A 13,613-nucleotide genomic window follows, 5' to 3' on the forward strand; every position below is an offset into this window, starting at 1 on the left:
CGTTAAAGAGCGTTGAACGAATAATCGCGCTCCACCTTGCAGACCCGCGTGACAAAGGCCTGATACCAGCGCGCGCGGCCCTGCTCGCGGACCTCGGCGTGCTCGGCCTGCTGCTTCCAGGCCAGGATCGCTGCCTCGTCGGTCCAGTAGGAAACGGTCACACCCAGTCCATCGTCGCCCCGCGCCGACTCCACACCCAGGAAGCCCGGTTGCTGGCGGGCCAGTTCGACCATCCGCTGTGCGGCCGTTGCGTACGCCTGCCCCTCGTCAGGCATACGCAACGAGGTGAACACCACCGCGAAGTAAGGCGTGGGGAAAAGTGCCGCAATCACGATTCGTCACCCGCTGCAGAGGCGATGCAGGCGCGCAGAAAAGCATCGACCACCGGTGGAATTCTGCCCAGCAGCGCAGCACGTTCCGGCTGGAACAGGGTGGCGACGAAGAACGGATGCCCCTGCAACTCCATGCAGCGTACATCACGTTCCGGGCCTCGTCCGCTGACCTTCAACGCCGTGCCGAACAGCGCTGATTCCAGCTCGCTGCGCAGGCCATAGCGGCAGTGGTAGCGCTCTTCGATATCCAGCGTGCCGTAGGCCTGAGCGATCAGTGTGTCGGGTTGCAGATGAATCGGTGCCAGGGCATCGACCAACGAGCAACTGAGCGGCGCAATGATCACGTTTGCCGCCTCCGGCGCCGTTTCACCATGCTCGGCGTCCGCCCAGCCCAGGCAGTTTCTTGCGTACTCAACCAACGCATGCTGAAAACCGCCGCACGTCCCCAGAAACGGCACCAGCCGCTCGCGGGCAAAACGGATCGCCGTCAGCGCGCCCTGCATGTCGCGGTACGGGCTGGCGGGTACGCACCACACCCCGTCAAACTGGCCGAGACGCACGCCGTCACCGATCTGCGGCGTCGGCAACCATGTGATGGCGACCTGAGCCTGTAGTGCGTCGGCGGCCATCTGCAACGCCAACGGGATCGCCTGATGCGCAGGCACTTGGGCGATGAAATCCCCCACCAGCCCGATCTGCAATGTTCTGACCGCTTTGTCTGCTACGCCCATACCCTGCTCCCCATCCGGTTTTGTGCAATCGGAACGGACTATAGACAGGCAAAAGCGCAATCAGAATGGGCGGTCCGGCAAGACGCTGCATGCAGCGCTGCACGGTCCTCACTCGGTGATGGGCGTGAGCACCGGCTGGCCGGAAAAGAACGCCAGCAGGTTATCGTTGACCCTCTGCACGCTGTCCCTCGACGCTTCGGGCGACAAGCCTGCCACATGCGGCGTGAGCACCACGTTGTTCAGGGTCTTGAACACGTCCGGCACCTTCGGCTCGTCATCGAAAACGTCCAGCGCAGCCCCGGCAATCTGCTCATTCTCAAGCGCACTGACCAGCGCGCCGGTGTCCACAACGCTGGCGCGGGCAATATTGACCAGAAAACCGTCAGGCCCCAGCGCTGCCAGCACCTGCGCATCGACCAGATGTTGCGTGCTGTTGCCACCGGGCGTGGCAATCATCAAAAAGTCCGACTCGGCCGCCAGCGCCTGCGCCGTTTCATGCCAGGTGTAGCTGCAGTCGTGACGCGGCTTGCGGTTGTGATAGCCGATGACGATGTCGAATGCAGCCGCACGCTTGGCGATCGCCAAACCTACCGCCCCCAGGCCGATGATCCCCAGGCGCTTGCCTGCCAGTGAGGGACGCACAGCCTTGCGCCACTCACTGCGGCGTACCGAGGCGTCTGCCTGTGGAATGTCGCGCACCAGCGAAAGTAACAATGCCAGTGCATGATCGGCCACGGTAGGCGCGTTGACCCCGGCGCCATTGGTGACGGTAATACCGCGTGCCTGTGCAGCGGGCAAATCGACCTTCTCGTAGCCGGCACCGCTCACACAAATGATGCGCAGGTGCGGCAACGCGTCCATTTCCCCGGCGAAAAACCCCAGTGGCCCACGCGTGACAACAGCGCTGATGTTCTGCCCGTGAGTGGCAATCGCTTCGGCGCGTTTTTCGGCCGTCGGGGCGCGAATCAACTGGAAGCCGCTGCTTTCCAGAATCGGCAAATACGTGTCCAGATTTTCGACCAGCACCAATACCGTTGTCATGTGCGCTCCTGTTCGGTCATCAAAACGCTGACAGTAACGCGACTCGGTGCATTTGTGCAGCGCCACACCGTCATAAAGCGGACGCATTTGCCGGACAGACTGAGGCACAACCCACCTCGGCAACCCGATAGTGCGCTATCGTTGCGTGCAGCACGACGACCAGCGACGGTAGTGGCTGGCGCAGTCGAACGCCTTTCCCCCACAAGGAACCCACCGCCCATGCACGGATTTTCCACCACGCTGTTGACCACAACCCTGTTGAAAAAGACCCTCCTGGCCGCGGCGGTCATGTCGGGCCTGATGCTGTCATCCGGTATGGCAGCGGCGGCGGATGCGCCGGGCAAGGTGTTGAGCGAGAAATACGGCCTGCCCTGGCCCGCCGCGATCGCCCATCGCGGTGCCTCGTTTGACGCACCGGAAGAAACCATCCCGGCCTATACCCTGGCGCGGGATCTGGGCGCGGATTATCTGGAGATGGACATCCAGCGCACCAAGGATGGCGTGCTGATTGCGCTGCACGACGACGTGCTGGAACGCACCACCAACATCGCCCAAGTGTTCCCCACGCGGGTCAAGGATCCGGTCAGCACCTTCACGCTGGCAGAACTCAAACAGCTGGACGCAGGCTCGTGGTTCAACAAGGCCTATCCGGACCGCGCGCGCGACAGCTACAACGGCTTGCAGATTCTGACCCTGGACGAAGTCATCGACATCGCCGAGGGCGGCGCCAACAAGCCGGGTCTGTACATCGAAACCAAGGTGCCGAACAAGTTTCCCGGCGTTGAAGCCGACCTGAAAAAAGTGCTGGCCAAGCGCGGTTGGCTTACTCAGCGGCCCGCTGCTGCTGCCGGGCATGTCAACGTCGCGCACATGCCGGGGCGCGTCGTGTTGCAGACCTTCGAGAAACAGAGCCTGGAACTGCTGCAAAAAGAAATGCCGCAGGTGCCCAAGGTGCTGTTGCTGTGGATTGGCGAAGGGTCGATAGAGCCTAAATCCAGCGTCGCGTTCAAGGACTCGGGGGCCAAGGACAAGGCCAGCTATTATGCAGCGCAGGAGGTCAAGTCGCCGGAGGAATTCCAGAAGTGGATTGACTGGGCCAAAGCCCATGGCGCGATCGGCACCGGCCCTTCGTCGCAATTGGCCCAGGGCGGCGACCAGAGCTACATGGACCTGGTCAAACCCTGGATGAACAACCTGACGCATGAAAAAGGCATGGTCATCCACCCGTATACCGTGGACGACGCGGCGGACTTCAAGCGCATCCGCAATGACGGTGTCGATGGCTTCTTCACTAACCGCACCGCTGAACTGTTGAAGTTCTATGATCGGCCCGCGAAAGAAAGCATCGATGCCATTCTCAAGCGTAACGGCTACTGATCGAGCGGCTGGCTGCATCCTGCGATGCAGCCAGCGCCGATTCATCAGAAATCGAGGGTACCGGACAGCTTCAAGGTGCGTGGCTCGCCCTGAGTCAGATAGCCTCCGTAGGCCGATTCCCAATAATCCTTGTTCATCAGGTTTTCGACATTGGCACGCAGTGTGACGTCCTTTTGCGCCACGTTGAAGGTGTAGCGTGCGCCCAGATCGAAACGGTTCCAGGTGGGAATGCTCAGGGTGTTTGCGGCATCGATATACTGTCCACCGGTACGCAGCATGCGCGCATTGATGGCAGCGCCTGCGATGCCTGGCACATCCCAGTCGGCACCGGCATTGAACTGGAAGGTCGGCACACCAATGGCCCTGTTGCCATCGTTGCTGCCACCGGACGTACCGCTCACCTCGGTGTCCATCAGGGTCAGACCGGCCAGCAGACGCAGGCCGCTGACAGGCTCGCCGAACACGTTCATTTCCACGCCACGGTTGCGCTGTTCGCCCTCGCGGACGTAGCGCGTTCCGCTTCCATCCTGAATCTGATAGCCGTCAGTCGGCTGTTCGATGCGGTACGCACCCAGGCTTGCGCCGAACGTTCCCATGTCCAGCTTCACGCCGGCTTCTACCTGTTTGGAGCGCGCCGGTGCGAACACCTCGCCGGGGTTGATCGTCACTGTGCTCGGCGCCGTCGGCCCCTGCGCCAGACCTTCAATGCGGTTTGCATAGAACGACACATAGCGCCAGGGCTTGAACACCAACCCATAGACCGGCGTGGTAATCGCCTCGTCATACAGCGCGTTGCGCGGGCCACTGCCGTAGTCATAACCCTCGACACGCAGTTGCTGGCGACGCAGGCCTGCCGTCAACAACAGGCGGTCATCGAAAAAACCCAAGGTATCGGAGAACGCTACGCTGCGCATGCGGCTCTTGCCGATAATGCCCGGATCACTGAGGTCACCGCCCGAGAAGCTGTCCAGCGCAGGACGCGTTGTTTCAACGGGGTCGTATAGGTTGCTGCTCGCAGGGCCGCCAAACAGAAAGGCACTGCGCTGCTCGGTCCAGATGCCGGACAGGCCGACGTTGACCTTATGACTGACCGCGCCGGTCTGCAGCTTGCCGTTGATGCCGGCCATGGCCGTCTTGTTGTCTTCGTCGTGCGGGATCGAAGACGGTGACGCGGTGATGTTGCCTGCGGCGTCGTTGATGGTCGGCGAGCCGTAGATTCCGTTTTCACGGGTGTGCTTGGCACCGGCTGCGGCGTACAGCGTCCAGTCGTCATTGAGGTCGTACTCGGCGCGGCTCATGCCGAAGGTGTCTTCGGTTTCAGTCCAGGTCCAGTTCGGCGCGTAATTGGTGTCGGCATCCGGCGCATGCGGCACGCGGGTCAGGCCGCTGCCGACGAATACCGTGTTGCGGCTCTGGTTGATGCGCTGCTTCTGGTAAGCAAAATCGCCGGAAAGTCGGAAGTTGTCACCCCGATAATCAAGCCCCAGGGCAAACAGCTTGCTGCGATGCTCTTCGTCCTCAACGCCGGTTTCGCCTTCGCGCTGAGACAGATTCAGGCGCGCACCGAAACGATTGCCCTCGCCAAAGCGCTGGCCGAGGTCCAGATGCTCGCCGATCCGGCCATCGCTGCTGATGTCGGTGGTAAAACGCCGCGTCGGTGTGTCCTGTGCACGCTTGGGCTGCAGGTTGACGCCGCCGCCAATCCCGGAGCCGGTCGGGGTGACGCCGTTGATGAAGGCATTGGGGCCTTTGAACACTTCAACCCGCTCCAGCGCATCGGTCGAGATGATCTGGCGCGGCAGCACACCGTAGAGGCCGTTATAGGAAATATCGTCGGTGGTCAGCTTGAGGCCACGAATGACGAAGATCTTCGAGGCGTTGGCATAGCCGCTTGACTGGCGCACCGACGCATCATTGAGCAGTACATCGCCGACGTCTTCGGCCTGTTGGTCCTCGATCAATTGTTCGGTGTAGCTGGTCATGGTGAACGGCACATCCATGATGTCGGCATTGCCCAGCACGCCAAGCTGCCCGCCGCGAGCCACCTGCCCGCCTGCGTACACGGGCGACAGCGCATGCGGGTCGGCCTTGTCGGCGCTGATGTCAGTCTCGCCCAAGACCATCGGCCCGTCCTGCTGACTGGCAGCCGCCGTAGCGGCCCAGGCCGGAGAACCCATGGAACAGCAAAAAGCGAGCAACGTAAGGCGCATCGGGATCGATGAGGTGTGCATGAAGAGGTCCTGCTGACGGAATGAGCGAGATCGGAAGAAACCTTCCTGGAGATGACCGACTCAGTGGATGCGAAATGCTACCATATGTTACTGGGAATGCTTATCATTTATTTGCATGCAAAAAGTTACACAGCGTGCGCTTCGCGTCACACAGCAATGCTTTGAAACAGGTCGTGGACAGCCACCTGAGCGCGACTCTCGTGTAAGCTCGTACGCTGTTGGTTTTCCCATCGAGAGGCCTATGCAGTCCACTTTCCGACGCTCGACCCTGGCAGCGCTTCGCGGTTTTGCCTTGCCGAGTGATGCAATCTCCATTGTTCCTTCTGCCGCCGACTACCGGCGCTGCCTGCTGGAGAAGATCGCTTCGGCCACGCGGCGCATCTATATCATCGCGTTGTACCTGCAACAGGATGAAGCCGGCCAGGAAATCCTCGACGCGCTGTACGCCGCCAAGGCTGCACGGCCCGAGCTGGACGTGGTGGTGCTGGTCGACTGGTTTCGCGCCCAGCGCGGCCTGATCGGTGCCGGTCGGCAACCGGGCAACTCGACCTGGTATCAGGCACAGAACCTTGAATACGACGAAGAAGTGCCGATCTACGGCGTGCCGGTGCAGACCCGCGAGCTGTTCGGCGTGCTGCACCTCAAGGGCAGCGTGATCGATGACTGCGTGATCTACAGCGGCGCGAGCATCAACAACGTCTACCTGCACAAGCTCGACAAATACCGGCTGGACCGTTATCACCTGATCGAAAGCGCGCCGCTGGCCGACTCTTTCGAGCACCTGGTGCAGCGGGAAATACTGCCATCAGCGGCCGTGCACCGCCTGGACCTGCAATCGCCACCGAGCTCTCGCAGCCTGCGCAGCGAAATCCGCGCCTTTCGCAGTGATTTGAAGCGCGCCACGTACGACACGTCGGCAGGCGACAAGGAAAACGGCCAGTTGCGGGTGATTCCGCTGCTGGGTGTGGGGCCGCGCAACAGCCTCAACCGCGCGATCTGCGACCTGATCGCCTCCAGCAAGATCCAGCTGACCATCTGCACACCGTATTTCAACCTGCCCGTAGCGGTTACCCGCGAGGTCAATCGGGCGCTCAAGCGCGGCGTAAAGGTCGATATCATCATTGGCGACAAGACCGCCAACGATTTCTTCATTGACCCGGACGAGCCGTTCAAAGTGATTTCGGCCCTGCCCTATCTGTACGAAATCAGCCTGCGACGCTTTGCCCACAAGCACCAGAAGGCCATCGCCCAGCAGCGTCTGAACGTGCACTTGTGGAAGCACGGCGACAACACCTTCCACCTCAAGGGGATCTGGGTCGATCAGCGTTATACCTTGCTGACCGGCAACAACCTGAACCCTCGGGCGTTCAACCTCGACCTGGAAAACGGCTTGCTGATCGATGATCCGCAAGGCCAGTGGACCGACCCGCGTGAAGCGGAAATCGCCCAATTGATGCGCAACACACAACGCGTCAACCAGTACGACGAGCTCGACACGCTGGCCAATTATCCTGAAGGAGTGCGCAAGTTCCTCAAGCGGGTCAGCCGGGTCAGGGTCGAGCGTTTGCTCTACCGCATTCTCTGATCTGTGCGTTCACCGCCAACCCGTCAGCTTCCTGCCTGGCCGGTTGGCGGTGAAATAGAAGACCCGCCTGATTTCAAGGCTGTTTAGCCCCCAGCTGTTTCCACATCTTTTGCGTGATTTTGCGCCGGTTGCTGTAACCGGCCCACGGGTCACTCTTGAGCTGGCTCAAGCGTTGCTCAAGGTTGGTGATGTCCCATTGCGCCGACGACGTCAGACCGGTCAGCTCATGCAGCGCAATCGGCACCGAGACCGGCAAACCCGGCCGGGCGCGTACCGAATAGGCGGTCACTGTGCTGCCGCCACGACTGTTGCGCAGGTAATCGATGAAAATCTTGCCGACCCGGTTTTTCGGCCCCATTGTGGCTGTGAAGCGTTCCGGCAACTGACGGCTGATGAACTCGGCGATGGCCTTGGCGAAGGCTTTCACGGTGTCCCACTCGGCCTGTCGCGCCAGCGGCACAATAATGTGCATGCCTTTGCCGCCACTGGTCTTGAGAAAAGCCTCAAGCCCCAGCTCCTCCAGTACGGCGAGAACCATTTGCGTGGCCTCGATCATGCTGCGCCAGGGCAGCGCCGGGTCTGGGTCAAGGTCCAGCACAAAATGATCCGGTGTTTCGATCCTGTCGCGGGTCGCGCCCCAGGTGTGCAACTCGATGGCGCCCATCTGCGCCGCGCCCACCAGCGCCTGCACAGAGTCGATCTCCATCAGCGCGGCGTGGCCGGGGTCCAGCGCCCGATCCAGCTGCCTGATATGCGGTATGGCAAGGTGCTCGGCGTGTTTCTGAAAAAACTGCTCGCCGTCGATGCCTTCCGGGCAGCGCAGCAATGCCACTGGCCGCTTGTTCAGGTACGGCAGAATCCAGTCGGCGATAGACTCGTAAAACTGCGCAAGCTCGATTTTCTTCGTGCCTGTAGTGCTGTCGATCACCCGCTGCGGATGACTGATGCCAGTGCCCGCCACATCAACCTTGCCTCGGGCAGTTTTCTTGCCGGGCTGCCTGGAGGGCTCAGGAGTGACTGACGCAGCCTCGGCTGGCTGAGCGTCTTCACGCACCACATCGCCAGCTGGCTTGTCACCGCGCAGGCCGAAAAACGCTGCCTGACGCACGATGCCCTCGCGAGTCCACTGCGCAAACTCAGCTTCGCAGACCAGCGTCGGCTCGACCCACTGCACGCCGCGCGCCTGCGCCGAGGTCAGTTTTTTCGCCAAGGGCGATTCCTCGCGGTGCAGCGGTTTCAGTTGCTTGTGCACGTGTTTGAGCGTCGCCTCGGTAAACCCGGTGCCGACCCGTCCGGCATACACCAGCCCCTGAGCATCGTCATTGACCGCCAACAACAGCGCGCCGAAGGCCGAGCGGCTGCCTTGTGGCGCGGTATAACCGACGATCACGAATTCCTGGCGCAACCGGCATTTGAGCTTGATCCAGTCGGCATTGCGCTTGCCAACGTACGCGCTGCCAGCGCGCTTGCCGATTACGCCCTCCAGGCCCATCGCCGCAGCACTGGCCACGATGTCCTGATGCCCGGCCTGAAACGCATCCGAATAGCGCAGCAAGCGGCTGCGCTGGCTGCCGAGCACTTGTTTCAAAGCGTCGCGACGCTGCTCAAGAGGCACTTCGCGCAGGTCTTCGCCGCTCAGAAACGGCATGTCGAACAGGTAATAGAAAATATTTTTGCTGTGCCCCTCATCAAAGGCATTCTGCAACCCCTGAAAATCCGGCAGCCCTTGCTCGTCGAGCACCACCACTTCGCCGTCGAACCAACTGTCTTGCAACTTCAGGCCCTTGAGCGCCTTGGTCAGCTCGGGCAACTGGTCAGTCCAGTCGTTGCCGTTACGGGTGAACAGACGCACCTCGTCATTCTGGATACGCGTCAGCATGCGATAGCCGTCAAACTTGATCTCGTACAGCCAGTCGCCCGCAGGCGGCGCATCGACCAGTGTCGCCAGTTGCGGCGCAAACGTGTCCGGGAAAACGGCTTTCGCCTTTTTGGGTGCGGGCTTGCGCGCAGGCTTCGCTTCAACAGCCTTGGCTTTGGGCTTTGCTGGCGCTGAACGCCCTGCCCCGACGTGCGCACCGCTGATCACGCTTTGCGGTTGCGCCTCGGTGATGTCGTATTCGGCGGCAGGTCGCGCGATGTCGTCCTTTTCCTTGATCAGCAGCCACTGCTCCTTGCTGCCACTGCCCTTGAGCCGAGTGCGCACCAGCGCCCACTCGCCACTGAGTTTTTCGCCGATCAGGGTGAACTTGAGTTTGCCGTCCTCATAGGTCTTGCGTGGATCACCATGGGGTTGCCAGATGCCCCTGTCCCAGACGATTACATCGCCTCCGCCGTACTGGCCCTTCGGAATGCTGCCTTCAAAAGCGGCGTAGTCCAGCGGATGATCTTCGACATGCACGGCCAGACGCTTCTGTTTCGGGTCCAGGCTGGGCCCTTTGGGCACCGCCCAGCTCTTCAGCGTACCGTCCAGTTCCAGCCGAAAGTCGTAATGCAGGTTGCGCGCATCGTGCTTCTGAATCACAAAACTCAGTGCACCGGACCGCGCCTTGCCTTTACGTTTGCTCTCCAAAGGCTCGGAGGTGACGTCAAAGTTGCGCTTGCGCGTGTATTCACTGGCTGGCTTGACCATGGACGATTTCTCCGTATGCCTCAAAAGGCTTATGGCTCAAGAAGCTTTGCCGGTTTTCTTGCGCACGGCAGGTCGTTTCGGCTTAGGGCTTTGCTTGTCTGCGACCTTGTCCTTCGCAGCAGGCTTGCGTGTTTTACTGGCGCTGCTCTTGCCTGCCAGGCTGCGGCGCAGCAGATCGGTGAGGTCAATGACATCGGCGCTCTTGCGCTCTTCCTCGCCCGGATCAGTTTCGACATCCTCGATCTTGCCTTCACCGGCTTTGGTTTGGACCAGTTGCATGATCTTTTCCTGAAACGTGTCGTGGTACTGGTCGGGTTGCCAGTCTGCGCTCATGTCCTTGACCAGACGCCTGGCCATGTCACGTTCGCTCTTGGTCAACCTGGCATCGGTTACGGCCTCGGTCAGCTCCAGTGCGTCGAGCTCACGCACATCGGCGGGCCAGCGCAGGATCACCATCACCAGTGCCGACTCCAGCGGCATGACCGCAGCCAGGTGCTCGCGGGTATGCAACACGACGTTGGCCAGCGCGACTTTTTGGGTGTCGACCAGCGTTTCGCGCAACAGCGCATAGACTTTTTCGCCACGCTTGTCAGGGGTCAGAAAATAAGGCGTATCGATGTTCTGCAACGGAATCTGCTGGCTGTCGACGAAGGCAAAGATGTCGATGGTCTGAGTCGATTTAGGGTGCGCAGAGCGAATCTCCTCTTCACTGAGCACCACGTAACGGTCCTTCTCGTGCAGCACGCCCTTGACGATATTTTCCTTGGTAACTTCCTTGCCGGTGACCTTGTTGATTCGCTTGTAGCCGACCGGGTCCATGCTGCGCTTGTCGAGCCAGTCAAAATCGACACTGTTTGACGTGGTCGCAGAAACCAGTGCGACGGGGATGTGCACCAGTCCGAAGCTGATTGCACCTTTCCAGATTGCCCTTGCCATGGTCTTACTCCTGTGGGTCGTGAAAAAGTGACAGGAGCGGCAGAGTAAAAGTTTCGACAGGCTGACGAGCGCCGGAAAACCCGCGCAAACTTCAGTTTTTTCAAACCGACTGCACAAACTGTCAACGCTTTGGCTCGGTATTTTGCCCACTGCCAAGTGCCGCGTTTAACGGCGCAACGCCCGCCAAAGCCCTGTTGTAGAGGGGTTTCAGCAGAGCGCACTCAAGATTTCCAGCCTGACATATTCTTTTACGATCTAAAAATATGGTTTAACGTTATTTTGCGGAATAAATCAGACGAACTATAACTGGGCCCACCTCGAACGCTGTTGGTGAACTGTCTGCAACCCAACAGTTGGTCCCGTCAGCTTTCACCTCGCTGATCATTCCCAAGGATTTGTCATGAACGTTTTCTGGTTTCTTCCGACTCACGGCGACGGCCATTATCTGGGCACGACAAAGGGCGCACGTCCCGTCACGCTCAACTATCTGAAGCAGGTAGCCCAGGCTGCCGATGACCTTGGCTACTATGGGGTGCTGATCCCGACTGGCCGCTCCTGCGAGGATTCGTGGGTTATCGCTTCGGCGCTGGTGCCGCTGACCGAACGTCTGAAATACCTGGTAGCGATTCGTCCGGGGATCATTTCCCCTACCGTTTCTGCACGTATGGCTGCGACCCTGGATCGTCTGTCCGGTGGCCGCCTGCTGATCAACGTGGTGACCGGTGGCGACCCGGACGAAAACCGTGGCGATGGCAGCTTCCTTGATCACAGCGAGCGCTATGAAGTCACCGATGAGTTTCTGCACATCTGGCGTCGTGTGTTGCAGGGCGAAGCGGTCGATTTCGAGGGCAAGCACCTGCGCGTGCAGAACGCCAAAGCCCTTTATCCGCCGATTCAGAAGCCGTATCCGCCGTTGTATTTCGGGGGATCCTCCGACGCAGCGCACGATCTGGCCGCCGATCAGGTGGACGTTTACCTGACCTGGGGCGAGCCGCCGGCGGCCGTCGCGCAAAAACTGGCTGACGTGCGCGAACGTGCAGCACGCAAGGGCCGTACCGTGAAATTCGGTATTCGTCTGCACGTGATTGTGCGCCAAACCAGTGAAGAAGCCTGGAAAGCCGCGAGCACCCTGATCGAACACATCAGCGACGAGACCATAGCTGCCGCGCAGAAGTCTTTCTCGCGTTTCGACTCGGAAGGCCAACGGCGCATGGCTGCCTTGCATGATGGGCGCCGCGACAATCTGGAGATCGCGCCTAATCTGTGGGCTGGCGTTGGTCTGGTGCGTGGCGGCGCGGGTACGGCGCTGGTCGGTAACCCGCAGGAAGTGGCAGAGCGCATCAAGGAATACGCAGACCTGGGCATCGAGAGCTTCATTTTCTCGGCCTACCCGCATCTGGAAGAAGCCTACCGTTTTGCCGAACTGGTCTTCCCGCTGCTGCCCGAGCCTTATGCCAGCCTCGCCGGGCGTGGTATCACCAACCTGACGGGCCCGTTCGGCGAAATGATCGCCAACGATCTGCCCCCGCAGGCCAAGTGATGTCCGGGCAACTGCTGACCTTACCGCACTCGCCTGCGCTGGCGACCTCGATCAGGGCGACTGCGCAGGTATTCGAGGACCCCAAGTCCAGAGCCCTGCTCGCTCATGTGCGCCAAGTGGCACCCAGCGACGCCAGCGTGCTGATCATCGGCGAGACCGGCACCGGCAAGGAACTGGTTGCAAGGCACGTTCACGAGTTGAGCGCCCGACGTGACAAGCCGTTTGTGGCGGTCAACTGCGGCGCGTTCTCCGAAAACCTGATCGAGGCCGAGCTGTTCGGCCACGACAAAGGCGCGTTTACCGGTGCAATCAGCGCCAAGGCCGGCTGGTTTGAAGAGGCCAACGGCGGCACGCTGTTTCTCGATGAGATCGGCGATCTGCCCATGACTCTGCAGGTCAAACTGCTGCGCGTGCTTCAAGAGCGCGAAGTGGTTCGCCTCGGCTCGCGCAAGAGCATTCCGATTGATGTGCGGGTGCTGGCGGCCACCAACGTGCAGCTGGAAAAAGCCATCAATGCCGGGCATTTCCGCGAGGACCTGTATTACCGGCTGGACGTGGTCAATCTGGAACTGAGCCCGTTGCGTGACCGGCCGGGCGATATCCTGCCACTGGCCCGGCATTTCATCGAGGTCTACAGCCAGCGCCTGCGCCATGGCCCCGTGCGGATCAGTGCCGAGGCCGAGCACAAACTCAGGACCTACAGTTGGCCGGGCAACATTCGCGAGCTGGAAAACGTCATTCACCACACGTTGCTGGTCTGCCGCGACGGGATCATTCAGCGTGATGACCTGCGCATGTCCAACTTGAGGATTGAGCGTCAGGACGAGCAAAACCAGGCTGACGAGTCGGCCGAACAGTTGCTCAACCGCGCGTTTCAGAAGCTGTTTGAAGAACAGGCTGGTGCGTTGCACGAGAAGGTTGAAGACACGCTGCTCAGAACGGCTTATCGCTTCTGCCACCATAATCAGGTACACACCGCCAGCCTGCTAGGCCTGACCCGCAACGTGACCCGCACCCGCCTGATCAAGATTGGCGAGCTGGCGGTCAACAAACGCAGACCGGGTGAGAATGTGCAGGGCGACAGGATGTTGCACTTGTCGGTGTAGCAGGCAATGGCGCCGAGTGGACTGCCACCAGGAAGTTGTACACATAACTGACTATCGTGCCGCCGCTCCGCGTCGGCATGCAGTTCTGGACGCTCTGCGTCCTTT

10 protein-coding genes are annotated in these 13,613 nt (G+C 60.5%); 4 read left to right on the top strand and 6 right to left on the bottom strand.

Annotated features, from left to right (window positions below; all coding sequences use genetic code 11):
• Positions 1–2: 2 nt before the first annotated feature.
• From PSPTO_RS17900 to PSPTO_RS17910, 3 genes are all read right to left on the bottom strand, one after another.
• A complete protein-coding gene (locus tag PSPTO_RS17900; RefSeq protein ID WP_011104566.1) occupies positions 3–332 on the bottom strand; it encodes an antibiotic biosynthesis monooxygenase family protein in 330 nt (109 codons plus the stop codon).
• Complete coding sequence (locus tag PSPTO_RS17905) at positions 329–1,063, bottom strand: CTP synthase C-terminal region-related (seleno)protein (protein ID WP_011104567.1); 735 nt, start codon at positions 1,061–1,063, stop codon at positions 329–331. Before PSPTO_RS17905 ends, PSPTO_RS17900 begins: the two co-directional genes overlap by 4 nt.
• Positions 1,064–1,171: 108 nt before the next feature.
• Positions 1,172–2,104: a 2-hydroxyacid dehydrogenase gene (locus PSPTO_RS17910; protein ID WP_011104568.1), complete on the bottom strand. Its 933-nt coding sequence runs from the start codon at positions 2,102–2,104 to the stop codon at positions 1,172–1,174.
• 219 nt (positions 2,105–2,323) lie between these two features.
• Here PSPTO_RS17910 and PSPTO_RS17915 point away from each other — a divergent pair, with 219 nt between their 5' ends.
• Positions 2,324–3,481 (top strand): glycerophosphodiester phosphodiesterase, encoded by a 1,158-nt coding sequence (locus tag PSPTO_RS17915; protein WP_044390357.1) that lies wholly within the window; start codon positions 2,324–2,326, stop codon positions 3,479–3,481.
• Positions 3,482–3,525: 44 nt separating this feature from the next.
• Here the strand turns inward: PSPTO_RS17915 and PSPTO_RS17920 are convergent, their stop codons facing one another.
• Positions 3,526–5,712, bottom strand: a complete 2,187-nt coding sequence (locus tag PSPTO_RS17920) for a TonB-dependent receptor (protein ID WP_011104570.1) — start codon at positions 5,710–5,712, stop codon at positions 3,526–3,528.
• Between the two features lie 241 nt (positions 5,713–5,953).
• On the opposite strand from PSPTO_RS17920, the gene pssA reads away from it, so the two are divergent.
• Entirely contained in the window at positions 5,954–7,297 is a 1,344-nt protein-coding gene (gene pssA, locus PSPTO_RS17925) for a CDP-diacylglycerol--serine O-phosphatidyltransferase (protein ID WP_011104571.1), read from the top strand.
• Between the two features lie 73 nt (positions 7,298–7,370).
• Here the strand turns inward: pssA and ligD are convergent, their stop codons facing one another.
• Both ligD and PSPTO_RS17935 read right to left on the bottom strand, forming a co-directional pair.
• On the bottom strand, positions 7,371–9,926 hold the full coding sequence (gene ligD / locus PSPTO_RS17930; RefSeq protein WP_011104572.1) for a DNA ligase D: 2,556 nt from the start codon (positions 9,924–9,926) through the stop codon (positions 7,371–7,373).
• A 36-nt stretch (positions 9,927–9,962) separates the two neighbouring features.
• Positions 9,963–10,862 (bottom strand): Ku protein, encoded by a 900-nt coding sequence (locus PSPTO_RS17935; protein ID WP_011104573.1) that lies wholly within the window; start codon positions 10,860–10,862, stop codon positions 9,963–9,965.
• Between the two features lie 400 nt (positions 10,863–11,262).
• Here PSPTO_RS17935 and ssuD point away from each other — a divergent pair, with 400 nt between their 5' ends.
• Positions 11,263–12,402: an FMNH2-dependent alkanesulfonate monooxygenase gene (gene ssuD, locus PSPTO_RS17940; protein WP_011104574.1), complete on the top strand. Its 1,140-nt coding sequence runs from the start codon at positions 11,263–11,265 to the stop codon at positions 12,400–12,402.
• Positions 12,402–13,508, top strand: coding sequence for a sigma-54 interaction domain-containing protein (locus tag PSPTO_RS17945; RefSeq protein WP_007246973.1), 1,107 nt, complete (start codon positions 12,402–12,404; stop codon positions 13,506–13,508). Before ssuD ends, PSPTO_RS17945 begins: the two co-directional genes overlap by 1 nt.
• Positions 13,509–13,613 lie beyond the last annotated feature (105 nt).

This window comes from Pseudomonas syringae pv. tomato str. DC3000, from assembly GCF_000007805.1.
Taxonomy (GTDB): domain Bacteria; phylum Pseudomonadota; class Gammaproteobacteria; order Pseudomonadales; family Pseudomonadaceae; genus Aquipseudomonas; species Aquipseudomonas avellanae.

Bases quoted from the DNA above. Each gene is read 5' to 3' on its own strand.
- PSPTO_RS17905 (WP_011104567.1), bottom strand. From the start codon at position 1,063: ATGGGCGTAGCAGACAAAGCGGTCAGAACATTGCAGATCGGGCTGGTG.
- PSPTO_RS17910 (WP_011104568.1), bottom strand. From the start codon at position 2,104: ATGACAACGGTATTGGTGCTGGTCGAAAATCTGGACACGTATTTGCCG.
- PSPTO_RS17915 (WP_044390357.1), top strand. From the start codon at position 2,324: ATGCACGGATTTTCCACCACGCTGTTGACCACAACCCTGTTGAAAAAG.
- PSPTO_RS17920 (WP_011104570.1), bottom strand. From the start codon at position 5,712: ATGCACACCTCATCGATCCCGATGCGCCTTACGTTGCTCGCTTTTTGC.
- pssA (WP_011104571.1), top strand. From the start codon at position 5,954: ATGCAGTCCACTTTCCGACGCTCGACCCTGGCAGCGCTTCGCGGTTTT.
- ligD (WP_011104572.1), bottom strand. From the start codon at position 9,926: ATGGTCAAGCCAGCCAGTGAATACACGCGCAAGCGCAACTTTGACGTC.
- PSPTO_RS17935 (WP_011104573.1), bottom strand. From the start codon at position 10,862: ATGGCAAGGGCAATCTGGAAAGGTGCAATCAGCTTCGGACTGGTGCAC.
- ssuD (WP_011104574.1), top strand. From the start codon at position 11,263: ATGAACGTTTTCTGGTTTCTTCCGACTCACGGCGACGGCCATTATCTG.
- PSPTO_RS17945 (WP_007246973.1), top strand. From the start codon at position 12,402: ATGTCCGGGCAACTGCTGACCTTACCGCACTCGCCTGCGCTGGCGACC.